Raw genomic sequence first — 23,544 nt, forward strand, 5'->3', positions numbered from 1 at the left:
GGTGCAAAGGGACTATGCAGCGAAGTGCGATAATCCCTGATGCAAAATAGTCTTATGCAAGGTTGTCTTGCATAAATGCAATCATATTTTCCCAGCTTTGTTTGGCGGCAGCTTCGTTATAGCCAAGATCCACATCATTGTTCGCCGCGCGCTCGTCAGCGTTTGGATTGGTAAAGCCATGCTTGGCATTGTCATACACATCAATGGTGTAATCGACATCGGCAGCATCCAGCTCTTTTTTCAAGTCTTCAATCGCGTCCATACTGACCATCGAGTCGTCTCGGCCATGGGCAACCAATACTTTTGCGTTAAAGTTTTTGTCAGCGGGCTGTTTTGGTGCTGGGTTACCATGGAATGTGGCAACCGCTTTTAGTGGCATACCTTCGCGTGCCATATCGAGAACGATTTTACCGCCAAAGCAAAAACCAATCGCACCCAGTTTGTCGCCATTGACCGCAAGCTGGTCGCTGAAGTCATTAACGATCAATTGGCAACGCGCCATCAGCATGTCTTGATCGGCAAGGACTTGCTCCATCCACATATTGGCTTGCGCCGCATCGGTGGTCAATTTGCCTTCGCCATAAACGTCCATCGCCACGGCTGCATAACCCGCTTCTGCCAAGCGCTCAGTCACAGCTTTAGGATGTTCGACCACGCCCCACCACTCTGGTGCGACCAAGATACCTGCTGCTGGGTTATCGCTTGAGGCGTTTTCTGGTAGCGCCACGTAGCTGATCAACTCAACGCCGTTTTCGGTGGTACTGATAAGCTCAAAAGTCTTAATTGACATAATAGTGTCCTTTTTATAGTGTGTTTTGTTTTTATTGAAAATTGCTTGTACTGATGAAAAGTGAGGGCAGGACGCCGCTATAACACCGAGTCATAGATTGCGTGATTGGCTGCGCCTATCTAACCGCTACCACCTTAACGCCCATGTCTAGCAAAAACAGCTATAATACTGTAACGCTATTTATCAAAATGCTACCGCGACCTTATGAGGCTTAATTTGTTACCACTTGACCATACGCCGAGCCAGCAAGACCTACCCACTTCGATCGATGATGGGCCAAACGTGCCAGCCACCCCATCGTTACGGCCGCAGTTTTGGACACGATTTGCGCTCACAGAGCTGACCCACAATGAATGGGAAGCGCTGTGTGATGGCTGCGGCACTTGTTGTTTGATTAAGTATATCGATGAATACGATGAGGATCTGGTTGAGTATACTGATGTGGCTTGCCAACTGATGGATTGCAGCACAGGCTATTGCCAGCATTATGAGACACGCCAGCAGTATGTGCCAGACTGTATCCAGCTCACCGCAGACAAACTGCCCAATATGATGTGGCTGCCTGAGCACTGCGCTTACAAAAAGGTTTATAAAAACCAGCCGCTGCCCAGCTGGCACTTACTATTGACCAAAGACGCTGCGGTCACTCAGCAGCAAATGCTCGCCGCCAATGTCGGGGTTGCTGGGCGCTGCATCTCTGAAGCTGGTATCAGTGAGGAAGAAATGGAAACCCGCGTGGTACAGTGGGTGACACCGTAACCGATCATCAAAGCCTTTATGGTTGACCCACCGCTTATCAGTAAGCCGCGATCAATCAGTGGTGATGACGGTTTGATTGACCAGTGGCGGTATCGGAATGTCTTTGCGAATGCGCGTAGAAAAAGCGTCAGGGTCAGTATTGGCTTGCTCGCTAAAGCTGGCAACCTTGGGGTTGATATGCGCGCGCTCATACCACGTATCCATCGACCAGCGCGGTTGCTTAGGTGCTGTCGTGGTTACGTTATCAATATCCGAGTCGCTATTTTGCGGCAGGCGCGCATCCAGCATCCCCAAATCATACAAATAGTTGGGCAACCAACCTGATACCCAAATGCGATAATCCCACGGCAGACGTTCACCACTGACCACCCGCGCCATATAAAAAATCAGATTGGTACAGTTGCTGGTTAACGTGTTGTACCACGCTGGTTTGGCATTTAGCTCATCGGTCACGCGCAAATAAGACTCAAACAAGCCCCTGACTTCATGTTGGCGCAAATGACTGACAGGAAAGACATAGACCTGTTCACCGCGTACATTGCTGCGGGTATAAATGATATCGCGCTCTTCTGCAGCGATTAGGCTCAGCTCAAAGCGCTTAAAAAACCCACCCAGTGCCGAAAACGACTCACCATTTTCTTTACGGATCTCAAGCGAGAATGCCAATGGCCGATCATCTTCAAAGCGAAAGCTGACCAAGGTATGGGCGATCAGTGGTCCCATCCAATAGGAGTTAACCACATCGGCTCCTGAGAGTTTGCTCAAGTCAATGGTGCGTGTCTCCCAGCGCGGCGTGGCATCGTCTTCACTGTGCCAATCAAAGTTGCGCACGTTCGATAGCGTGATCAGGTTGGGGTGTACAGGGTCACGCTCATACGACAGCATTTGGCTGACTTCAGGCTGCCAATCGCGCGTCTGCTGCGGCGTGATCGAGACAAACCAGCCCAGCCCAAGCAGCCACACGGCTGTATAGGCAGCGGTCAGTCGTTTGACAGGTGCGGAAAACAGGCGCGGCGTGCGCAGCAGCTCAGATGATAACGCGCCGCCACCCTCTACTAAGTGGGTATCGTCATCATGACCATGCTGTCTATGTTGTCCATGCTGTTGATACAACGCGGTAGAGATGGCCATCACCAAACCTACAAAGAGCGCCGCTGCAAGCCATGTCACCGCACTTTTTATACCAAACTGAAACCAAAGCGCCGTCAACAGCCAAAGCGTAGAAAGCAGCATTGCCGCCAGTAGAAAAAACCGCAGCAGATAGTAGCGCCATGAGTATGCGCGTGTATGAGCAACGCCAGATGTTACCGCCTTGGGACGTGGGCGACAATAGGACAACAGGCGAGACAGCAATGGGCGGCGCGACATAGGCATGATCGTGATAGAGGTAGGATTTGACCATAGCAAAGTTGTTACCAAGCTGACAACACAATCTGGATAAATTTGTCGTTGAATGTGGATGAGGCTTGCGCTAAAGTGAAGTTGACGACGCAAGATTTGGCACGGTTTGTCATATTTTTTGCTTTATCATCCCTGCCCGATAGTGCTATTGTATTTGTTATGGTCTTGCCCCATCTGATTGATTCCTGATTACTAACTAAAGAGGTTAACTCACATCACCATGTCTGACGACACGCCCAGCCCGAGTAGCTGGTCGATGCGCGGCCTAAAACGCTGGCTATCGACTGCTCCTGAAACCCGTGATGAACTGATTCGCTTGGTACAAGATTCGCGCCAATTTTTAGAACCCGATACAGTGGATATGCTAGAGGGGGTGCTCGATTTGCCCGCCACCCAAGTGCGCGAGATCATGACCCCGCGTCCGCAAGTGGTCGGCTTTCATGAAAGCACGAGCATCGCTGAGGTGATGGATATCATTCTTGATGCCACCCACTCTCGCTATCCAGTATTTGACAGCCAAGACGATGATGCCGTTATCGGCATTTTGCTGGCAAAAGACTTGATTCCCATTTTGGTGCACATGGTACGCAACCAAGAGGACAAAATTGACAGCAAACGTCTCAAAGATTTGGTGCGTCAGCCCTTGTATATTAGTGAGACTGCACGTTCTGATACCCTGCTGCGTTCATTACAGCGTACTCAGGTGCACATGGCGATTGTCGTTGATGAGTTTGGCAACTTCGGCGGTATTGTGACCATGGAGGATTTATTAGAGGAAATCGTTGGTGATATCGTTGATGAGCACGATGACTTTGAGGAAGACAGCGATATAAATAATATTATCGCCGATCCTGAAAAGCCAAACACGTGGCGCGTACAAGCGTCGACGGTGATCGAAGACTGTAACGACGAGCTGGGTAGCCAGTTTGATGATACTGATGTCGATACCATGGGCGGCCTTGTCATGCAGGCGCTTGGTTACGTCAGTGACCTCGAAGGCGAGAGCGTACAGATTGATGATTGGCAAATTACAGTCATCGATGTCGAAGGGCGCTTTATCCATAATTTGGAGCTGACCAAAACCGTTATTGACAATCAACTATTGATCGGCAGCCATTAATAACGTGCGGCTCTACACATAGAACGCTGAGTCAGTAAGCTCAATTAAAAAACACGATTACGGTCGTGTTTTTTTTTGGTTCTTGATTTTTGACAGGATTGGTCGGCAAATTTCCCCATTTATTGGTACAGACTGGTATCATGTGGGCGGATTGTTAATGAGTCAAAAAATGGCGGTCAAATGAAGGCGATGCTGGCGCCTGTTGGACGGCTGGCAGCCACGCTTGCTGGCTGATCCTGATTTATTTTCAATCAACCGTTTGTCTGTTGTTTTACCTCTTGTCATTTTGGATCATCGATATGCGCATGTCTACGGTTGACGTACAAAAGCGTCTGAATGCTAACAAGTCTAAAGGGATGCCACTGGCGCTGAGCTTGCTGCTGGCATGGCTGGCAGGGGCGATGTTTTTGTTGGCGCTGGCACCTTATGGTGTTTGGCCGCTGGCGGTGGTGTCTCCAGCGATATTGTATGCGCTGCTCTTGCCTGCGATGAGCGGCAAACGCGCGTTTGTCATTGGTGAAGCCTACGGCATGGGTCTGTGGTGCTTCGGTGCTTTTTGGCTGTATACGTCGATTCATGATTATGGCGACACGCCAGCGTGGCTTGGGCTGATTATGATTGCGCTGATGGGTCTGGGCATGGGCTTGTTTCATGGCTTTTTGGCGCTTTTGTTTAACCGTGTGGTGGGCAAGCAGCCTTTTGCGTTTGCGGCGTTGTGGGTACTACAAGAGTGGCTAAAAACATGGCTGTTTACAGGGTTTCCGTGGCTGTTTGTCGGTTATGCGTTTATCGAGCAGCGCTGGCTGTCGTCGCTTGCCCCCGTGATGGGTGTGTTTGCCGTGTCTTTTGTGGCGGTGTTGCTTGCGGCAAGCATGATCGAGCTGCTGCGTCGCCGCGGCGGTTTTATCGTCGCCTCAGCCGTACTGATTGCCATCAGTACGGTGTTGTGGCTGGTTAACCCGCAGTGGACCAAGCCCAAAGGTACGCCTGATTTGACCGTGTCGTTGATTCAGGGCAACATCCCGCAAGATCTCAAATGGCTGACCGATTTTCAGGTTGAGACGCTCAATATCTATGCGGAGCTGACCGCGAACGAATGGGATCAAGACATCGTGCTATGGCCTGAATCTTCGATCCCGATGTTTCAGACTGAGGCCGTTGGCTTTATCAGTGAGATAGTCAAAATAGCCAAAGCCACTGATACCACATGGATCACGGGTATTCCTTACAAAGACGAAGCTGCGTTTGATGCCACTACTGATAAATACCCACCGTTTTATAACAGTGTCATTGCGCTGGGTGCCGAGGGCGAGGGGCTATATAAAAAGCAGCGCTTAGTGCCCTTTGGTGAGTATATTCCGTTTGAAGGACTGCTCGATATTTTGCCCAATTTGGCAGGCAGTCAAGAGATCATGAGCTATAGTCGTGGTAGCGATCATCAAGCACCACTACAAGTGCGCGGTCACAATTTAGGGGCTGCGATTTGCTATGAAGTGGCGTATCCTGATACCACGCGCAAAAACGCAATCGGAACGGACTTTTTATTGACCATCTCTAATGATGCATGGTTTGGCACATCAGCAGGCCCGCTACAGCATTTGCAGATGGTACAGATGCGCGCGCTTGAAAATGGTCGTTGGTTTATGCGTGCAACCAATACAGGCGTCACTGCCATCATCGATCACGAAGGCCGTATTGTTAAACGTGCGCCGCAGTTTAAGCGTACGGTATTGCGCGGTAGTGTGCAGGCGCGTGTGGGCAATACGCCTTTTATGAATTTTGGTAATTATCCAATCTTAGCGATTATTGCCTTATTACTGCTGCTCAGCTATTTGGGAAAACGTGCTACCATGCGCGCAAAGGTTGGCAGATAACACGCCGATAATAATTCCTTTAAATAGTTAAGGGTTTTAACAAATCGGTATAAATTGCGATATAATAGACTAAAATTTTAAATGTTTTTTTGTGCAAGGTGGATAAGATATGTCAGAAGGTATCAGCAAAAACAACCCCATGAAAGAGTTTACTTTTGCCATTGGTGGTATCGTTTTATTCTTGGGCATTGTATTGCTCATCGGCGTGTCAGCATATTTGCGTCCAGCAGGTGAGCACATCACGGTTGAGCCTACGGTAACCGAAGCGGAAGCAGAAGCGGCTGACGAGCCTGCCGCAGACGCTGCTGTAAGCGAGGCGACTACTGAAGCATCAGCTGATGAGCCAGCTGCGGACACGACTGCTGAAGCACCTGCTGCGGATGATACCGTCGTGACTGCACAAGCAGGAACGGCTACAGCAGAAGGCACTGTCAGCCAAGCCGCTGTGGCGGACACCGACTTGACTGCAGAGCAAGCCGATGGCGATTTGGAGGCGGGTGATACTGCACAAGCTGCTGCTCAGTAAGCACCAGTTGGTTTTAAGCGGTCAGCCAACCTTTACTATATAGGTAGACTTAACCGAAAAGCAGACTTATAGAAATGTGAATCCCTACTTACCTCTATTGTAAGTAGGGATTTTTTTGTTACAGAAATCTGTGCTGTCGAGTCATTCTTTATATCTTTACTTCATATGTTGATAAAGCACCGATTCGGCGTTATAACCATACACCTAACGTGCTGACTAACCATAGCTGCACGCAGACAGTATAGGCATCATTTTCACAACAGGCACGCTGCCCGCCACTTTAGGCAGCGTGTTACTATAGAGCACAGTAACCAAACTATAGACACATTCATACTAATAATATTTTAGATCAACACAAGAGGGCTTATGACGACTCAGATGGCAATCCCAAAAACCACTATCCAGCAGCGTATCAAGGCGTTACGCACCGAGCTGGCTACGCAAGACTTAACCGCAATTATCGTACCTTCTGCCGATCCGCATTTGTCCGAATATCTGCCCGAATACTGGCAAACCCGCGAATGGCTATCGAGCTTTACGGGCTCCATGGGGACACTGGTCGTGACTGCAGATTTTGCTGGCCTGTGGACGGACAGCCGTTACTGGGTACAGGCTGCCGATGAGCTGGCCGAGACAGGGATTCAGTTACAAAAACTGGCTGCTGGTCAGCCAAACCATGTCGATTGGTTGGCGGCGCAGTTGACAGAAGGTGACAGCGTGGCAGTCGATGGGCAGGTGCTATCAATCACGGAGCAAGACCGCTTGCTGGATGCCTTTGAAGACAATGACATCACGTTGATCACTGAGCGCGATGTGCTCAATGCGGTATGGACGGATCGTCCGTCACTCCCTGCAGCAGCATTATATCAACATGATGCGCAGTTTGTGGCGCAGTCGAGCGCAGATAAACTGGCTGCCGTACGCACCAAAATGCTCGAGGCAGGGGCGAGCCATCATTTATTATCCAGCCTTGATGATATCGCATGGCTGACCAACCTGCGCGGCGCGGACGTCGATTACAATCCTGTTTTTTTGGCGCACATGCTGATCAGCAATGATGGCGCGGTGTTGTTTGTCGATCAAAGCAAGGTCAGTGATGAGATTGCCGCCAAACTTGCAAGTGGCGGTATCATGCTTGCCGATTACTCAGACGTGCAAGTCGCACTTGGTGCGCTAAGCGCAGATGATATCTTGCTGCTAGACCCAAGCAAAGTGGCGGTCGGTACGCTATCTGATGTGGTCGATGACTTGGGTTTTATCGAAAAAATCGCGCCCAGTAGCTTGTTAAAATCGATCAAGTCGGATGCGGATATCGCACACATTCGTGAGGCCATGCGTCAGGACGGTGCAGCGCTTTGTGAGTTTTTCTCACGCTTTGAGCAGCGCTTGGCAGGTGGCGAGCGGCTGAGTGAGCTGGATGTGGATAGCATGCTGATCGAGGCACGCAGTCGCCAGCCGCACTATGTGTCGCCCAGTTTTCCGACCATTGCAGGTTTTAAAGACAATGGCGCGCTGCCGCATTACCGCGCCACGCCTGAGAATTTTAGCTATTTAGAGGTGGCGGACGGTGAAGGCAGCTTGCTGTTGATCGACTCAGGCGCACAATACCAAAACGGCACCACTGATATCACGCGTGTGGTCGGTATCGGTAAAGTCAACGCTGAGCAGCAACGTGACTTCACTATTGTGCTCAAGTCTCACATCGCTCTTGCGCGCGCCCATTTCCCAGATGGTATTGCTTCGCCGCTGATCGATGCCATTTGCCGCGCCCCGCTGTGGCAAGAAAATATGGATTATGGTCATGGTACCGGTCATGGCGTAGGGTATTTTTTAAATGTCCACGAAGGCCCGCAAGCGATTTCTTACAACAGCAGTACGCCAAAAGAGCGGGCAATGCGCGCTGGAATGATAACCAGCAATGAGCCGGGATTATACCGTGAGGGTCAGTGGGGCATTCGTATCGAAAACTTGGTGGTCAATATGCCTGTGGTGAATTCGCGCGAGACTGAGTTTGGCACGTTCTTACACTTTGAGACCGTGACTTATTGTCCGATTGACACGCGCCTGATTGACAAGGCGTTGCTGAGCGAAATTGAGATTGCTTGGCTCAATGACTATCATCGCCAAGTGTATGATGAGCTGCAGCCTCGCGTGACAGGGGCAGCACTTGAGTGGCTCACTGAGCGCACGCAAGCGTTATAAATTTTTAGGCATAAAAAAAGCGCCCAGCAAACTATTTGCTGGGCGCTTTTTTGTGCGAGGGGTTAGGGCGTGTAATAAGGTTAGTCAGATTTATTGGCCAATTGGCGGCTGATCTCAGCGCGTAGCCACGATTTTAGGTCTTCGGACAGCTGGGCCATTTGCTCACTCAGATAGTCGTCAATATGTGCGCCCAGTTCTTGGATCAAGTCTTCATGTCGCTCGCTGAGTACGGTAGTTGCTTTTGGCGCGTCAGTGTCTTTGCTACCGCGGCTTGCAGGGGCTGATTTTTTGGGTAGGGCGGCTTGTCCTGCGTTGTCGTTTGCAGCGCTACGACGGTTGTCAGTATTGTGATCAGTGGTGGGTTGCTCGGTGCTCGTCGGTTCTGAAGCAGGTTCTGACGCTGGCTCTGCGACCGCTGCTTTTACTGTGTGCTGTTTTTCGGTTTGTTCTTTTGGTTCTATCGCTTTTGTTTGTTGTTCTTCTGCCTTTGCCTTGGTCGCTTTTTCTTGCTCTGCTTTAACGGCCTGCGCTTTTTCAGCTTGTTCTTGTTGTGCTTTCGCGTCTGCCTGTTCTTTTTCTGCTTTTGCCTTAGCTACTTTATCTTGCTCTGCTTTGGTGGCTTGCGCTTTGTCCATTTGTTCTTTTTCAAGCCGTGCTTGTTCTGCTTGCGTTTTATCGGCACGTGCTTTATCAGCAGCCTGCTGGGCGCGATGCGCGTGATACAACTCATCGACATGGGTGTCGAGGTCAGGAATGCTAAAGGCAAAGGCTTGATTTGAGGTGTCGGTCTTAAGCAGGGTTGTGATATCGGTCAGTTCTTGAACAATGGCCGAGCGTACTGTCTCTGGTGTGTTTGTCCAGTGCCGATAAAATTGATGCGAGAAGGAGTAGCTGGGCATGAGGTTATCCATAGAAATTCCAAAAGTGACCCCTTATCATACGCAAGTATAATAAGGGGCTGCAAGGGGACAAACGTAGTAAATCTGAGACTGACGTCACAAAGCAATCAGGGCGCAAAAAGTCAGTCGTCATGCGCCGCTCGATGGCTTATTGGTATTTATGACCAGCGTGAGAAGATGAGCGTACCATTGGTACCGCCAAAGCCAAAGCTGTTGGATACCGCGTAGTTTAGGTTGTCTACTTTGCGTGACTGGTTGGCCACATAATCCAAGTTGCAGTTGTCTTCGACGGCATCTAGGTTGATGGTGGGCGGCACGTGCTGCTCTTGTAAGGCCAGCACGGTAAAGATGGCTTCAACACCACCTGCTGCGCCAAGTAAATGCCCCGTCATAGATTTGGTCGAGCTGACCAAAATACTGTCTTTAACAGGAGCAAACACACTTTCTATTGCCATGGACTCTGCCACATCACCTGCTGGGGTACTGGTACCATGCGCGTTGACATAGCCGACCACATCAGGGGCAATACCTGCGTCTCTAAGCGCATTTTGCATCGCGCGCGCGGCGCCATTGCCATCTTCAGGTGGTGCAGTGATATGACTGGCATCATCACTCATACCAAAGCCTGCAACTTCAGCCAAGATGGTCGCGCCACGTGCTTTGGCGTGGGCGAGGCTCTCGAGTACCATCACCCCAGCACCATCACCGAGTACAAAACCGTCACGGCCTTTATCGAAAGGGCGTGAGGCTTTGGTTGGCTCGTCATTGCGCGTTGACAGCGCGTGCATCGCACCAAAGCCTGCCATACCCAGCGGGCTTGAACCTTTTTCGCTACCACCAGCGAGCATCACATCAGCGTCACCATAGGCAATAAGACGCGCGGCAAGGCCGATGGCGTGCGTCGCGGTAGTACACGCCGTAGCGGTCGCAAGGTTTGGCCCTTTAATTTGATGTTTAATCGCGACCAAGCCTGCGGCCATATTGGCAATAGAGCCTGGAATGATAAAGGGCGATACCTTTTTGGCACCTTTGGCATTGAGCGTGGCGCAGCTCTCTTCAATAGTCTGAATACCGCCAATCCCTGAGCCCAAAATCACCCCGAATCGCTCTTGATCGACGCCTTGTACTGGCGCATCGTCAGCACTGACGGTATCGATAAAGCCCGCCTGCTGTAGCGCCATAGCGGTCGCTGCCACACCATAATGCATAAAGGTGTCATAACGGCGCGCGTCTTTGGCACTCATGTATTGCTTGGCATCAAAGTCTTTGACCGTGCCAGCGATTTGGGCGCGGTAATCTTCAGCATCAAAATGCTCAATGAGTGAGATACCACTGTCACCTGCCAGTAGTCGCGACCACGTACTGGCAACGTCCAAGCCAAGCGGGGTGATAGCCCCCATACCAGTGACCACCACACGCATTTCATCGGATCGTTGATGGTGCGGCGTCTTGGAGCGCGGCAAGGTTGCAGCGCTGGCTTGGGGCGTAGATAAACTACTTTGTTGGCTCATTCGATATATCCTTTACTTACGGTCCTAAAGGGATGTACTGGCTGAAATGGTAGAGCGCTGACGCCGCTCACGCTAGGGTATTTATAGCGTTATCTTGGTATTATATCAACCATTATAAAACACATTAGTTTACGCCTGTAAACTTAAACAGCTATAGTATAACGCTGCCCGCGCGATATAAAAGGGTTGAAGTGAGATAAAAGCGTAAAATGACTATTAAGTTCTATCATGATGATGGACGAAAACGCCAGATGAACAGTGATTATGACCCCAGATAATGGCTCAGCTTATAATACGATACATCAGCGCCATCACCATGCGGCGCAAATCACCTCATAAGCGAGGGCGTGTCATCAATTGGCTCGATACCTCATTTTAAGCCTCGCTCTCTAAATGATGAGACGCCCTAGGCTGTTGGCAATATCTCAATCTTAGAGCGTTCTGGGTCAAAACTGCTCACGGTATTGCCCATCCATGCTGGCGGCGCAAACACATCGTGCTTATCGATATAGTAATGCTGCCAAAAATCCATGCCTGTTGACGGATCTTTGAATGCTTTTGCACCGTGATAAAAAGCATGTACTAACGCATCAAGCTGGTCTTGAGCCAATGATGTCATCACTTTTTTATAGACCAAAGGATAAATGGCAAAGCCAAAAGGATGTCTGGTATGTCGATACGGTACAATAAACTGCAATGCGAGGCTGGGCTCACCGTAGACCCGTATATCAACCGTAATGCCATCCGTACGGCCTGTCGGTAGGTTGACATACGTGTCGTAACTTAAAAAACCAAATGCATCACTTAGCGTAGGGCTGTCCAACTGCTCAATCAAATCGCTCACTGCGGTATCCATATGACTGACAAAGGTGATCGGTTTGGTACCATCACGATAATCAATAGATCTTGGCGGTGTATCGCTGCCTGTACTGACGTGCAAGATATTAAACGCCATCAGCATGCCAGCAAGTGAGGCGGCCGTGTGCCATGATTCTGGTATTGGATAAGTGCCTGTCGTTGATGGTGAAAAACTGTCTAACGTATAAATGCCGTCTTTTGATACGGTATCTGCAAAATCTGCCGCTCCCATACTACTGTCAGGATCCAGATGAAACAGATAATTGGTTACTGCCAAAAGAGGTAGGCGCAATCTGCCATTTTCAAGCATCATGACCGTATTGTTTTCAAGACAGAGCGGGATATCAGGGTCGTCCAATAAGTCTACCATTTGCTCATGGTTCAGCCACCTGACAGTGGTTTTTGCCAGCTGTGCGGATACCGCGCCGATATAACAGCCAAGCAAATAAATAAAACGTTGGCGGTTTGCGTCATTGACAAAGCGATCATAAGACGATGCGCCAAAACGTTTTTTGGGGCCTAGACGTTCTGTGGTCTTGATATAGTCGAGTACCTTATCGATTTTTTGCAAGCTTTGATAAGAGTAATCAAAGTTCACCCGTTCTAGCAGATGCGTATAGGCCATCGTATTATCCAAAATCTTGCCGGTACGCACTTTTTTAAGAAACAGATTACACACATCACTGGCAGGCTCCAACAGATTGACCTGACTTTTGGATAAGATATGATTTGCCGTCTCTTCAATGTAGGTACTAAGCGAAAAATCGTGTGACAAGGCTTCTTTTATCGCGCCAAATGGCAAGCTGATACCATAGGAAAATTCTGCAACCAAGCTGAAGGCAAACGTTCTATCAGTAGAGGCGTTATCAGAAAACCCAGTAAAATCATCGTAAGCAAACCAAGACGGGACTTCGCCAAGGCGATTGCCAATACCGTTGCCGATCAGCACCGCCACCGTTAATAAAAAATTTTTATGTTCAGGGTGGGTTTTTATTTTTTCTATACTGAGTCCTTTTTGCCTGATCTTAGCAAATAGGATATCGAGACCTTGAATGCCTTTTGGGGTATCGCCGACACCATAATGGATCATGGCATCAAAAAACAATATGCCCCCAATTGGCACCTGCTTACTTTTGAGTTGTTGTGACAGGTACAAGGCTTGTTCCTGCGTTGTATTCAGCACCATAAATCACCCTTTACCAAACATAATTTGACAGCAGTATTATGATATCAATAAAGGGCTGATGACGCGCTAAATTTGCCACTTTTTTTTAGTGTTTATGCAAAACATACTTGCCCTAAGATAACCGCTCGACGCGCGCCTGTCACCGCTGGCAAGTTGCCTGCGCCGCCCATCAGGTTTTGCCGCGCAAGCCACGCAAATGCCGCTGCCTCTACCCATGTTGGGTTTAGTCCTAAGCGATCCGTGGTGGTTACCTGACAATGAGGCAGATGTGCTTGCAGGCGGGTAAGCAAGTAATCATTGAGTGCACCGCCGCCGCAGACATAGACGCCGCTGATTGCTTCAGTCTGCACAAACTGTGCAATTTGCGCGCTGACACTGATGGCTGTCAACTCGGTCAAGGTTGCTTGCACATCGGCAGACGAGTAGCGAATATTGGCCGCACGTTGATCGAAGCGCTCCAGCGCTGCTTTGAGCCACGTTAAATTAAAATCCTCGCGTCCTGTACTTTTGGGATAAGACTTGGCAAAAAACGGATGCTCAAGCAGTTGTGTGAGCAAAGGCTCAATGATTTGTCCTGACTGCGCCCATGAGCCGCCTGCGTCGTAGTCTTGGTTGGTATGCAGCGCTGACCACGCATCGAGCAATAAGTTGGCAGGCCCTGTATCATAACCAATCACTTGCGGCGCGGTTAACGCATCAGTCGCCGCTGGCAGGACAGTGATATTGGCAATACCGCCCAAGTTGAGCAAAATGCGCGTCGTCTCAGTATCAGCAAACAGCGCTTGATGAAAAGCAGGCACCAGCGGCGCACCTTGGCCGCCGACCGCCATATCACGGCGACGAAAATCATGAACGACACTGATACCGGTGCGCTCAGCGATGATATTGGCATCGACCAGTTGCAGGCTAAAGCCCCATTCTGGGCGATGGCGTACCGTTTGCCCATGGCAACCGATGGCCAGTACCGCCTTGGCATCTGTTTCTGATTGCTGCAATAACGTGTTGACCACCTCACTGGCAAACTCTGCATAAGCGCGGCTCGCCCAGCCAAACCAGTCCAGCTCGTTACAAGGCTCGCCGTCATCTGTGCTTAGGGCATCGACGCCATTTGGTTGGCACAGCGCCAGCAGCACATCCCGCAAACGCGGCGGAAAATCTTGGCTATAGGTCGCCAGTAGGCGCATCGGCGGCGCGTCATCCGCAGGATCATGAAACTGGCACAACACCGCATCCATACCATCCAAGCTGGTGCCTGACATCATACCGATATATAAGCCCTCGTCGAAGTTTTCAAATACCGTTTCTCCCAGCACCTCACTCAGCGTCGCAAAATCCATCTCTTGCTCTATATCATGCCAATCAGCATCGTGTTGAGGGTTGTTATCGGTCGTAGGGGCGGGCTTGGTCATGGTAATTTACCTTAAAAAACGCTAGTATATCTGGCAAATTCTAACATTTTTTGACCGCCATCGACGTCTGCTGATGTTCAAAGCGGTCATCATCATGTCCAAATAACACATAGAGACCGTTATGACCGATCAAGCACTCAGTTTAGAAGACCAATTGGCTATCATTGAGCGCGGCACGCAAGAGATATTGTCAAGAGAAGACCTTGTTGCCAAACTCAAGCTCAATCGTCCCCTGCGTATCAAAGCAGGCTTTGATCCCACCGCACCCGATTTGCATTTGGGTCATACCGTGCTCATCAACAAACTGAAGCATTTTCAAGATTTGGGCCATGAGATTTATTTCTTGATCGGTGATTATACCGCCAGAATTGGTGATCCTTCGGGCAAAAACGCCACCCGTCCGCCGCTGACTAATGAGCAAATCCGTGCCAACGCTGCCACCTACGCCGAGCAGGTCTTTAAGATTTTGGATAAAGAAAAAACGCGTGTGGTTTTTAACTCAGAGTGGTTCAATGCAATGACCGCGGCTGACATGATCCAATTGGCCAGTCAGCAAACCGTCTCACGTATGCTTGAGCGTGATGATTTCTCCAAGCGCTATGCGGCGCAAACGCCCATCTCTATCCATGAGTTCCTCTATCCGCTGGTACAGGGCTACGATTCTATCGCCCTAAAAGCCGATGTTGAGCTTGGCGGTACGGATCAGACCTTTAACCTCTTGATGGGTCGCACCTTACAAGGTCGCTACGACCAAGAGTCGCAAGTGTGCATCACCGTACCGATTTTAGAAGGCTTGGACGGTGTGAACAAAATGTCTAAGTCACTCGGCAACTATGTGGCCATCTACGACACCCCAGGCACCATGTATCAAAAAATTCTCTCCATGCCGGATACCTTGATTCGCCGCTACTTTGAGTTTTTAAGCTTCAAACCGATGGACGATGTCGAAGCCCTAATGGCAGAGATGGAAGCGGGACGTAATCCGCAAGAGATCAAACGCATTTTAGCCGAAGAGCTGATTGAGCGTTTCCACGATGCAGAAGCCGCGGCAAATGCGCACAAATCAGCGGGTAACGTGCTGGCTGATGGCGAATTGCCAGTAGATTTGCCAGAAGTCACGTTAGAGCTTGACGGTCAAGAGGCGTTGTTTATCGCGCAAATCTTAAACCAAGCTGGGCTTGCCAAAAATGGTGCAGCGGCAAAAGACATGGTCAAGCGAGGCGCGGTCAAGGTCGATGGCGAAGTGGTCAATGCTGGCTTTAGCCTCACCTCAGGTCAAACGGTTGTGATTCAAGCGGGCAAAAAAGCCTATGCAAAAGTGACGGTTGGTTAGATAACGAAATAGCCCTATTGTGTAGCAGAATAGGGCTATACATTTAAAGTTTAAAAAATAGATCTCTTGCAAAAGTACCAATTTACTGAACTTTGCCAACGAAGCAGTGGGGGCTAGCGACGACTTATGCAAGAGGTCTAATATGTATTAATTATCGCTATCTTTTTTTTCAGTTAAATGCGATATTTCTTTATCGATATATCTTTTAGGTTCATTACCGTTAAAAAACACCCTATGTGTATATCTAGAGTTGCTTGAATTTTGCTCTTTATGTCTGGCTGCCTTAGCTACAATGTTATTGGCTTCACTATACATATCTATAAATTTGAATTTATTGCTAGGAATGAGTTCTATTTCCCTAGAGTTGGCTAATTCAGCTATTGTATACATAATGTAGTAGTTAGCATGTAAGATATAGTCTTTTGTTTTTTCACCGTTAGCAATTTCTTTTTTAGCTAATATTTTTTGTTCATCAATATAGCTTAATACTTCATAGGAAAGAATTATATCTTCGGAATTTAGTTCGTCGTGAAATATATTTTCATATTCTTCGCCGAAAACCTTTCTTTTAAGGTTTTTTGCCTCACCAGGTTTTAGGTGAAAGAAAGACCATAAGGCTTGCCCAGCTTTTTCAGCATCAATTCTTTTAGTTTTTTCTTCGTTTTGATACTGATTTTTCTTTCTTTCGTAAAAATAGCCTTGAGTTAGTAGGTCTCTTTCTAGTTTTCTCTGTAAGTAGTCATTAGATCGAATGTCTCTTGAAGAAACTGGGTTTTGGCTATTTGTATACTCAGCAATTTCTGTACCTAGTTTTTCATTCTTTGTCTCATAGATACGACATAAAACATCCATATCACCAAAATTATCGTTATCCTCTCTAAATGCTTCGTATAGACTATGTATTGTTTGTCCGCCATTAACAACTTGAAAATTTTCAAGCTCGATGATTGGTGATCTTTGCTGTTTGGGATAATTAAAGGATGAACAAGTTATCGTTATACCATTATTATAATAAAAAAATCTATGAGCATCACTTGATAAGGCTGTTTCTTTAATTCCTTTGTTTATTTTTGAACGCTGCTTAAGATATATTCTTACATTATCTTCAAAAACTGACTCTTCAATATTATAACCAATCATTTCATTATAATCGTTGATGCTAACGTTATTTCTTACATCTTCATCGTCTAAGCAAATTCTTAATAAGTCACGAACATCCACATCTGCAATTAAAGCTTTAATATCTCCATCTGATTTGTCAAAAACATTTCTATCAATAGCTTTAATTTTTGCATTAATTATTTTTTTGTTTTCATGCATTGCACTGTTTATTAGGGTGTTGATTGTTTCATATGATGGTTTTATATTTCCATACTTTTCGATAGATTTTTCAAATAATATCTTTTCATTATTTTCAAGGGAGTTGTTTTGGTTTGATGTTAGATGGATTATAAAGCTAACATTGACATCCTCCATGAGTTGCCATATTTCTTTTATCTTAATGCCTAAGATGTAATTTACATGATGAATAATATCTTCTTCTCTATACATAATTTTATTAATTAAAGTAGATATTTTATCTACTTCATTGCTAGGGAAGTAGCCATCTATTTTTTCATATTTTTCCGTGTATTTAAAATTGAATAGGTGGATGATTGGCTTTTTTGGGTTTTGCTCATCAATGTATACTGCATCTATACCTTTATCATGTTTTCTTTCAGTATTGTTAAGGGTTGCAATGTAATAGCTGTCAGTAATACTATCTTCAGCTTCTTCTGTACTTATATTTAGTAACATTTCTACTACTAATGGCATGAATGCTAATGAATTTTTGTCAGTGCCGATTTCTTTTCCTTTTGCTATTACTAATCTGTTCAATAGGTTAAAATCTTGAAAAGTAGCCGAAGTTTGCATTTTTTTAATCCATTTTTGTTGAGTTAATAGAAACTATTATGACACAAGAGAATAGAGTTCCCCAAGGCATTTACCGCCATTACAAAGGTAACCTTTATCAAGTGCTGCATACCGCGCAGCACTCAGAGACCGAAGAGGCACTGGTCATTTATCGCTGCCTGTACGGTGAGTATGGCGTATGGGCGCGTCCGCTATCCATGTTTACCGAGTCGGTGACGGTTGATGGTAAGACGCAGCCGCGCTTTGCCTTGGTACAAGAACTTGCTAGCTAAAACGCAGTGTTTTACCCTTTAAAACATAAAAAAAGCGACCTATATAAGGTCGCTTTTTGCGCATTGGGAACAATGGCTTTTATGTGAGACTATCCATTATGCTTCATTCAAAAACGCAATCAATGCGCGGTTAAACTCATCGGCATGAGTGGCGTTGATACCATGTGGGCCACCTGCCACCACGTGTAGCGTGCTGTCAGCAATCATCTCGTGCGAGCGCTGACCACTGGCTTCAAACGGCACAACTTGATCCGAATCCCCATGAATGACCAACGTTGGCACATCAAATGCTTTTAAGTCGTCGCGAAAATCGTCATAGCTGAATGACTTAACGCAGTCATAGGTGGCTTTTGGTGACGCAAAGGCAGCAATATCGCGATGGTACAAGCGCAGTGGCTTGCTGACGAGCAGCTTGCCACCTGCTGGGGTAAAGAAGTTTTTGGTAAAGTCATTTAAAAAGGCGATACGATCACCGCTGACACCATCCAAAAACCCTTGAATATCTGACTCTTCAAGACCGCCATCAGGGTTGTCATCGGCTTTAAACAGATAAGGCGGTACGGCAGAGGCGAGTACCGCTTTGCTGACACGCTCTGAGCCATAGTTACCGAGATAGCGTGCCACTTCACCGCCGCCCATCGAAAAGCCCACGATGGTCGCATCTTGCAAATCAAGCTCATCCATCAACGCTTTTAGATCTTGCGCCAGTGTGTCATAGTCGTAGCCGTCCCATGGCTTTGAGGAGTCACCAAAGCCGCGGCGGTCATAAGTGATGACCTGATAGCCCGCATCGACCAGAGCGGGAACTTGTTTTTCCCACGAGCGGCCACTGAGTGGCCAACCGTGGATCAGCACCACAGGCTTACCCGTACCTTGTACTTCGTAATACAGATCGACTGGCTGTTCTGCTTGGGTTGCAACCGTAACGTATGGCATGGTGTTATCCTTATTCTTTATTATCATTGATAGTCCGCTATATTCATAAGTGGCGATGGGTGACCATGCCACTTTTTAGCGTAGAACCATAAGTATAAAAGATGCCAAAAGACTTTGTGCTAACGTGCTGTACAGCGAACGTGTCAAGCGTGATGTTTTGCTATCAAATTGTAAGATGAGCCTTATGATTGCATTTATCGTGCACAAAGCTGCCGATCAAAACACAGGTGCAGAGCTCGGCTGGAGAAATTGCTTTAACGCCTGATAAAAGCGTATGGGCGCATCGATGGGGATGGCGTGCCCTGCATTTGGTAATATGTGGGCGTGTCCATCGGGCAGCATCTCGGCCAGTTGCTGCTGCCAGCTGGCCGCATACAGCTCGGAGCGTGCGCCAATCAGCATGGTCACTGGAATATCGACATGATTCAGCACCTCGCGGTAGTCATAAGGCAAGGTCACATAAGCCTGTAAACAGCACAGCTTGTGCTGCCAAGTGCCATGCTCGTATAACGCGACTTGATGCGGGGCGCGGTGACTGGTGGTTTTTATCAGCCATTTTGAGCGTTTGCGGCCAACAGACATTACCGAAAATGCTTGCTCGACCGCCAGCAAATTATCCTTAACGCCATAAGGCAAATGCCGAAAATCCTCAACCTGCATGTAGGGTGCGCTTTTTTCAATCAGCGCCGTAAACTTGGCAAATATCTCCTCTTGGCGCGCCCCAAATACGCCGCCTTGGCAATCTGGCTGATTGTGAATCATAGGTGCTTGATCGATATTCAAATAGCGACAAACATCACCCGTACCAAAGCGCCCAAAATACGCCCACATCACCAGCGCCCCCATCGATATCGCCGCCACAGGAATGGCATCTGTCTGGGCTTGGGTTTTGATATGAGCAATCACTTGCGCCGTATCCTCAGCATACTGGCTGATAAAATCAAAACGCGGTAACACCAAGTCCGCCGCCATGCCAAAGCCGCGAAAATGCGGCAGATAAAAGCGATACTCAGACAACAGCGGCAGCACAAAAGGCAAAAACTGGCGCGCATCCATGCCAAAAGCATGCAGCAACAGCACAGGTTTGCCGTGACCGATAACCGATACTGGCAACGCCGTACCGTCAAGAGCTGACACCCACTGCGTCTGCATTTGATACTGCGGTGCTACGTTTTCTACTTGATGTCGTACAAGGTTAGCTAACACGATCGACCACCATTATTGCCACAGTCTGGCATAATCTGCATCCGTCATTTGGGCAATCTCAAGCGTCGCCAGCATCTCACGCAAATTGTGCCAACGCGCCGCATCGGCAGCAATCGGCATTACCAAGCGCATAAGGGTATCATTGATGATGTCATCCGTCAGCGCCGACGGCAACTCACCACTATAATCATAATAAATCGCCCGCGCCTGTTTGGGATCATCGATACACAGTTGCGCCATGTCACTGCTTACCGTCACAAAGCGCGCCAAAGCCTCAGGCTTGTCTTGCCAAATACGGTGCGTGGTCATCAGCTCCAGCGCTGAGAAGTTGGGATAAGGAGATAAATGCTGATCGATAAGGGTATAGTCGAGCCCCAAATGGTTGGCCTCAATGCCTTCAAAGTTATAAAAGCACAGCCACGCGCCATCAAATTCGCCGTGTGTATCTCCTTGCTGCAAATTGATTAAATGCTGAAAGTCTGTTTCGACAAAATGAACGTTTTCTGGATCTAACACAAAGCTATGTTGCTCAGCATAGCGGCGCAGTATCTCAAAACCGATTTTATTGGTAGTCGGGTTGGCCGCTGGGGTAGTGATACGAATAGGCTGATTTTGGTGCAACTTATCAAGGCTGCTTTGCTTAATCAGCACGCCGCCATCAGTAACAAAAAAACAGCCCAGCGACTTTAAATCATCAAAATAATGCTCAAACAAATGAATCGGCTCATTGACATGCAAGTCAATGTTGCCTGCTTGCAGTTCAGCAAAGCCATCATAGTGCTCAGTTGGCTCGATCATCGTCACATCAAGCCCCGCTTCGCGGTATGCACCAGTATGAATACCAGCGATAAAAGGTAAGTGGTCTGGGTTTAAAAACCACTCCAAGGTTAAGGTCAGCGCCGTATTTGCCATAAGATATCCTTATACTGTTACTTATATTATTATCGGTGGGTGCTTGCTATAGTGAAGCCAGTCCCCTGACCTTAGCACAAAAACCGCACCGCGTAAGCCTGCAACCCTCACAATCCCACATAAGGATCACGCGCAATGAGCAAAACGACATTAGCCGCCCTCGATGCCAGTCTCTATCCGCAAGTGTGGGCTGGGCAGACGGTTGCCGATGCCAACGCCTTATTATTGGCGCTGCTAAAAGGTCATATCAGGCCAGATGCTAATGCCTTTGCCAAGCAGCTGCTTGCCGATGCCGTTTATCAAGAATGGGTAAATTTTACCGTATTTGGTCGTTACTTACAGCGCAGTTTTGATGCTTTTTATCGTCAAAGCGAAGACAGCTTTAATGCCGATTTGCCTGATATCTTTCGTCGCGAGCTGATGCGCCATGCCCAATACCTACCAAAAGGCCAGCTGCTGTTTTTTGCCGCCCCGTTGCCAAGCAGTGTACGCCAAGAAAAACTGTTAACCACTACCTTAAACCCAGCTACCGCCATGATCAACGCACAAAAGCCGCCAAGGCAGCGCGCTTATCAGCCTGTAGTGCCGACCAACGAGATGATCATCAATCAAGTCACAATCACTGGTGACAACGTGTTGGCCTTTCCCATCCGTCACAATACCCGCACTCGTGAGCGCAGCCGCAACGAAGTGCTGATTTTAGACTTTCATGATTTGCGCTTAGTCGCTGAAACTACTGTTGTACAAGAAGTGATACTTGAATCCAGCGCTGCGCCAATCGGCAGCTCTCTATTTAAGCGTTTTTGGCAAAACACATCCAGCCATACCGACCAATCGGCACGATCAGAGCATGAGGATCAGCAAGGCAAGCAGGCGCATTATTGCTTGCGCCAATACGAACTGAAATAAACAAGGGTCATACGATCAAAAAAAGCGCTCAGTACCGATACGATACTGAGCGCTTTGGCGTTGCGGCCATTGACCGATTCGGCGCTATTCTTTTCTACCAAAAATTTTATCGCCAGCGTCACCAAGACCGGGAATAATATAGCCATTCTCATCCAAATGGCTATCAAGCGCTGCCGTATAAATGACCACGTCAGGATGTGCCTCATTAACCAGCTTCACACCTTCAGGCGCAGCAACCAACACCAACGCTTTGATATTTTTGCAGCCGTGTTTTTTGAGCATATCAATGGTCGCTACCATTGAACCACCCGTTGCGAGCATTGGATCAACGATCAAGGCAGGGCGCTTGTCCATATGGCTGACAAACTTTTCAAAAAACGGTACAGGTTGTAGCGTTTCTTCATCACGCTGCAAGCCCACAACAGAGATTTTAGCGGTCGGGATCAAATCGAGCACCCCATCCAGCATACCGAGTCCTGCACGTAAGATCGGTACCACGGTTGCCGTTTTACCGACGATTTGCTCACCTGTAATCTCACCACACCAGCCTTGCATCGGGAACGTCTCGATATCAAAATCGCGACTGGCCTCATACGCCATCAAGCGGGCAAGCTCTTTGGTTAACGTACGAAATTTATAGGTGCTGGTGTCCTTTTCACGCATCAAGCTCAGCTTGTGGCGTACCAAAGGATGATCGATTACAGTGATGTTTAAGTCCGTCATAAGCGGGGTCTCTTTCAAATGGCTGGATAATTTGCGTGTGCTATTATAACAAAAAACCAACTTTTTGATGGACATTCTCATGACTCAGTCGCCATCCTCATTAGCTGCCACAGCCGCCGATCGTACAGACGCGCGGCCTATCGAAAACCATCCATTCGCCCCCGTCCTGCCGCCAACTGCCACCATCATGATGATGGGTACGTTTCCGCCCACTGCCGACAAATGGGCGATGCCCTTTCACTATCCCAACTTTTATAACGACATGTGGCGCATTTATGGCCGTGTGTTCTTCGATGACGCCGACCATTTTAGAGTAGGGGACGAAAAACGCTTTGATCCAGAGCGTATTCGAGCCTTTATGTTTGAGCGTGGTATCGCCTCTTGCCCTACCGTCAAGCAAGCCATCCGTGAGACGGGTAACGCCTCGGACAAAAACCTCACTGTCGTCACCCCAGTAGACCTAAAGCAAATACTGGCCCAAGTGCCTAGCGTCCATACCTTATTTACCACAGGCGGCAAAGCTACCGACGTATTGCTTGAGCAACTGCCCACACCACTACCAAAATCAAAGCAGCCCAAAACCAACCAGCACATTGACTATCCTTATAGTGAGCAGCATCCATTGTCTTTATATCGATTGCCATCAAGCTCACGCGCCTATCCCTTAGCACTGGACAAAAAAGTCGCTGCCTACAAAGCATTCTTTGAAAAGATGGGCAAAATCTAAACAAAAACCATCAATATAGCTAAAACAAAGCCAACAAATAAATAAACCATCAAACCCCTTGACCGCTCTTTAAAAGC

The 23,544-nt window shown here is 48.0% G+C and carries 20 protein-coding genes; 9 read left to right on the forward strand and 11 right to left on the reverse strand.

The window, feature by feature from the left end; genetic code table 11:
- Window positions 1-52: 52 nt before the first annotated feature.
- A complete protein-coding gene (locus tag ACFI32_RS09260; RefSeq protein WP_462626259.1) occupies window positions 53-790 on the reverse strand; it encodes a dienelactone hydrolase family protein in 738 nt (245 codons plus the stop codon).
- A 282-nt stretch (window positions 791-1,072) separates the two neighbouring features.
- On the opposite strand from ACFI32_RS09260, the gene ACFI32_RS09265 reads away from it, so the two are divergent.
- Window positions 1,073-1,549: a YcgN family cysteine cluster protein gene (locus ACFI32_RS09265; RefSeq protein ID WP_462626287.1), complete on the forward strand. Its 477-nt coding sequence runs from the start codon at window positions 1,073-1,075 to the stop codon at window positions 1,547-1,549.
- Between the two features lie 51 nt (window positions 1,550-1,600).
- On the opposite strand, the gene ACFI32_RS09270 is transcribed toward ACFI32_RS09265, so the two are convergent.
- Window positions 1,601-2,917: an Lnb N-terminal periplasmic domain-containing protein gene (locus ACFI32_RS09270; RefSeq protein ID WP_462626260.1), complete on the reverse strand. Its 1,317-nt coding sequence runs from the start codon at window positions 2,915-2,917 to the stop codon at window positions 1,601-1,603.
- A 253-nt stretch (window positions 2,918-3,170) separates the two neighbouring features.
- On the opposite strand from ACFI32_RS09270, the gene ACFI32_RS09275 reads away from it, so the two are divergent.
- From ACFI32_RS09275 to ACFI32_RS09290, 4 genes are all read left to right on the forward strand, one after another.
- On the forward strand, window positions 3,171-4,070 hold the full coding sequence (locus ACFI32_RS09275) for a transporter associated domain-containing protein (RefSeq protein ID WP_462626262.1): 900 nt from the start codon (window positions 3,171-3,173) through the stop codon (window positions 4,068-4,070).
- A 299-nt stretch (window positions 4,071-4,369) separates the two neighbouring features.
- The gene (gene lnt / locus ACFI32_RS09280) at window positions 4,370-5,944 is read left to right on the forward strand and encodes an apolipoprotein N-acyltransferase (RefSeq protein ID WP_462626263.1); all 1,575 of its coding nucleotides are present in this window, start codon (window positions 4,370-4,372) and stop codon (window positions 5,942-5,944) included.
- A gap of 109 nt (window positions 5,945-6,053) precedes the next feature.
- Window positions 6,054-6,470, forward strand: coding sequence for a hypothetical protein (locus ACFI32_RS09285; RefSeq protein WP_462626264.1), 417 nt, complete (start codon window positions 6,054-6,056; stop codon window positions 6,468-6,470).
- A 366-nt stretch (window positions 6,471-6,836) separates the two neighbouring features.
- Window positions 6,837-8,672: an aminopeptidase P family protein gene (locus ACFI32_RS09290; protein WP_462626265.1), complete on the forward strand. Its 1,836-nt coding sequence runs from the start codon at window positions 6,837-6,839 to the stop codon at window positions 8,670-8,672.
- A gap of 80 nt (window positions 8,673-8,752) precedes the next feature.
- Here the strand turns inward: ACFI32_RS09290 and ACFI32_RS09295 are convergent, their stop codons facing one another.
- The 4 genes from ACFI32_RS09295 to ACFI32_RS09310 all read right to left on the reverse strand — a co-directional run bounded on the left by ACFI32_RS09295 (window position 8,753) and on the right by ACFI32_RS09310 (window position 14,535).
- Entirely contained in the window at window positions 8,753-9,571 is an 819-nt protein-coding gene (locus ACFI32_RS09295; RefSeq protein ID WP_462626266.1) for a hypothetical protein, read from the reverse strand.
- A 158-nt stretch (window positions 9,572-9,729) separates the two neighbouring features.
- Window positions 9,730-11,082, reverse strand: coding sequence for a beta-ketoacyl-ACP synthase II (fabF, locus tag ACFI32_RS09300; protein WP_462626267.1), 1,353 nt, complete (start codon window positions 11,080-11,082; stop codon window positions 9,730-9,732).
- A 406-nt stretch (window positions 11,083-11,488) separates the two neighbouring features.
- The gene (locus tag ACFI32_RS09305; protein ID WP_462626268.1) at window positions 11,489-13,126 is read right to left on the reverse strand and encodes a hypothetical protein; all 1,638 of its coding nucleotides are present in this window, start codon (window positions 13,124-13,126) and stop codon (window positions 11,489-11,491) included.
- A gap of 92 nt (window positions 13,127-13,218) precedes the next feature.
- Complete coding sequence (locus ACFI32_RS09310) at window positions 13,219-14,535, reverse strand: anhydro-N-acetylmuramic acid kinase (RefSeq protein ID WP_462626269.1); 1,317 nt, start codon at window positions 14,533-14,535, stop codon at window positions 13,219-13,221.
- A gap of 121 nt (window positions 14,536-14,656) precedes the next feature.
- Between ACFI32_RS09310 and tyrS the strand changes: the two genes are divergently transcribed.
- Window positions 14,657-15,868 carry a tyrosine--tRNA ligase gene (gene tyrS / locus ACFI32_RS09315; RefSeq protein ID WP_462626271.1) on the forward strand — a complete coding sequence of 404 codons (1,212 nt, stop codon included), beginning with the start codon at window positions 14,657-14,659 and terminating at the stop codon, window positions 15,866-15,868.
- A gap of 147 nt (window positions 15,869-16,015) precedes the next feature.
- On the opposite strand, the gene ACFI32_RS09320 is transcribed toward tyrS, so the two are convergent.
- On the reverse strand, window positions 16,016-17,782 hold the full coding sequence (locus tag ACFI32_RS09320; RefSeq protein WP_462626272.1) for an AIPR family protein: 1,767 nt from the start codon (window positions 17,780-17,782) through the stop codon (window positions 16,016-16,018).
- 38 nt (window positions 17,783-17,820) lie between these two features.
- Between ACFI32_RS09320 and ACFI32_RS09325 the strand changes: the two genes are divergently transcribed.
- On the forward strand, window positions 17,821-18,054 hold the full coding sequence (locus tag ACFI32_RS09325) for a DUF1653 domain-containing protein (protein ID WP_462626273.1): 234 nt from the start codon (window positions 17,821-17,823) through the stop codon (window positions 18,052-18,054).
- 96 nt (window positions 18,055-18,150) lie between these two features.
- Here ACFI32_RS09325 and ACFI32_RS09330 read toward each other — a convergent pair whose 3' ends face one another.
- From ACFI32_RS09330 to ACFI32_RS09340, 3 genes are all read right to left on the reverse strand, one after another.
- Window positions 18,151-18,990, reverse strand: a complete 840-nt coding sequence (locus tag ACFI32_RS09330) for an alpha/beta fold hydrolase (RefSeq protein WP_462626274.1) — start codon at window positions 18,988-18,990, stop codon at window positions 18,151-18,153.
- A gap of 216 nt (window positions 18,991-19,206) precedes the next feature.
- Window positions 19,207-20,196 (reverse strand): alpha/beta fold hydrolase, encoded by a 990-nt coding sequence (locus ACFI32_RS09335; protein WP_462626275.1) that lies wholly within the window; start codon window positions 20,194-20,196, stop codon window positions 19,207-19,209.
- Window positions 20,197-20,208: 12 nt separating this feature from the next.
- Window positions 20,209-21,108 carry an ABC transporter substrate-binding protein gene (locus ACFI32_RS09340; RefSeq protein ID WP_462626277.1) on the reverse strand — a complete coding sequence of 300 codons (900 nt, stop codon included), beginning with the start codon at window positions 21,106-21,108 and terminating at the stop codon, window positions 20,209-20,211.
- A 135-nt stretch (window positions 21,109-21,243) separates the two neighbouring features.
- Here ACFI32_RS09340 and ACFI32_RS09345 point away from each other — a divergent pair, with 135 nt between their 5' ends.
- Window positions 21,244-22,017: a hypothetical protein gene (locus tag ACFI32_RS09345; protein WP_462626278.1), complete on the forward strand. Its 774-nt coding sequence runs from the start codon at window positions 21,244-21,246 to the stop codon at window positions 22,015-22,017.
- Between the two features lie 84 nt (window positions 22,018-22,101).
- Here ACFI32_RS09345 and upp read toward each other — a convergent pair whose 3' ends face one another.
- On the reverse strand, window positions 22,102-22,740 hold the full coding sequence (gene upp / locus ACFI32_RS09350) for a uracil phosphoribosyltransferase (protein ID WP_462626279.1): 639 nt from the start codon (window positions 22,738-22,740) through the stop codon (window positions 22,102-22,104).
- A gap of 79 nt (window positions 22,741-22,819) precedes the next feature.
- On the opposite strand from upp, the gene ACFI32_RS09355 reads away from it, so the two are divergent.
- Window positions 22,820-23,467, forward strand: a complete 648-nt coding sequence (locus ACFI32_RS09355; protein ID WP_462626280.1) for a DNA glycosylase — start codon at window positions 22,820-22,822, stop codon at window positions 23,465-23,467.
- Window positions 23,468-23,544: the final 77 nt, after the last annotated feature.

The sequence above is a fragment of the Psychrobacter sp. PSi21 genome (assembly GCF_054960615.1).

What these genes read in the sequence shown, in the direction of transcription:
- ACFI32_RS09270 (WP_462626260.1), bottom strand. Translation starts at nt 2,917, where the DNA reads ATGTCGCGCCGCCCATTGCTGTCTCGCCTGTTGTCCTATTGTCGCCCA.
- ACFI32_RS09355 (WP_462626280.1), top strand. Translation starts at nt 22,820, where the DNA reads ATGACTCAGTCGCCATCCTCATTAGCTGCCACAGCCGCCGATCGTACA.
- ACFI32_RS09320 (WP_462626272.1), bottom strand. Translation starts at nt 17,782, where the DNA reads ATGCAAACTTCGGCTACTTTTCAAGATTTTAACCTATTGAACAGATTA.
- upp (WP_462626279.1), bottom strand. Translation starts at nt 22,740, where the DNA reads ATGACGGACTTAAACATCACTGTAATCGATCATCCTTTGGTACGCCAC.
- ACFI32_RS09285 (WP_462626264.1), top strand. Translation starts at nt 6,054, where the DNA reads ATGTCAGAAGGTATCAGCAAAAACAACCCCATGAAAGAGTTTACTTTT.
- ACFI32_RS09310 (WP_462626269.1), bottom strand. Translation starts at nt 14,535, where the DNA reads ATGACCAAGCCCGCCCCTACGACCGATAACAACCCTCAACACGATGCT.
- ACFI32_RS09340 (WP_462626277.1), bottom strand. Translation starts at nt 21,108, where the DNA reads ATGGCAAATACGGCGCTGACCTTAACCTTGGAGTGGTTTTTAAACCCA.
- fabF (WP_462626267.1), bottom strand. Translation starts at nt 11,082, where the DNA reads ATGAGCCAACAAAGTAGTTTATCTACGCCCCAAGCCAGCGCTGCAACC.
- lnt (WP_462626263.1), top strand. Translation starts at nt 4,370, where the DNA reads ATGCGCATGTCTACGGTTGACGTACAAAAGCGTCTGAATGCTAACAAG.
- ACFI32_RS09345 (WP_462626278.1), top strand. Translation starts at nt 21,244, where the DNA reads ATGAGCAAAACGACATTAGCCGCCCTCGATGCCAGTCTCTATCCGCAA.
- ACFI32_RS09260 (WP_462626259.1), bottom strand. Translation starts at nt 790, where the DNA reads ATGTCAATTAAGACTTTTGAGCTTATCAGTACCACCGAAAACGGCGTT.
- ACFI32_RS09325 (WP_462626273.1), top strand. Translation starts at nt 17,821, where the DNA reads ATGACACAAGAGAATAGAGTTCCCCAAGGCATTTACCGCCATTACAAA.
- tyrS (WP_462626271.1), top strand. Translation starts at nt 14,657, where the DNA reads ATGACCGATCAAGCACTCAGTTTAGAAGACCAATTGGCTATCATTGAG.
- ACFI32_RS09290 (WP_462626265.1), top strand. Translation starts at nt 6,837, where the DNA reads ATGACGACTCAGATGGCAATCCCAAAAACCACTATCCAGCAGCGTATC.
- ACFI32_RS09305 (WP_462626268.1), bottom strand. Translation starts at nt 13,126, where the DNA reads ATGGTGCTGAATACAACGCAGGAACAAGCCTTGTACCTGTCACAACAA.
- ACFI32_RS09275 (WP_462626262.1), top strand. Translation starts at nt 3,171, where the DNA reads ATGTCTGACGACACGCCCAGCCCGAGTAGCTGGTCGATGCGCGGCCTA.
- ACFI32_RS09295 (WP_462626266.1), bottom strand. Translation starts at nt 9,571, where the DNA reads ATGCCCAGCTACTCCTTCTCGCATCAATTTTATCGGCACTGGACAAAC.
- ACFI32_RS09330 (WP_462626274.1), bottom strand. Translation starts at nt 18,990, where the DNA reads ATGCCATACGTTACGGTTGCAACCCAAGCAGAACAGCCAGTCGATCTG.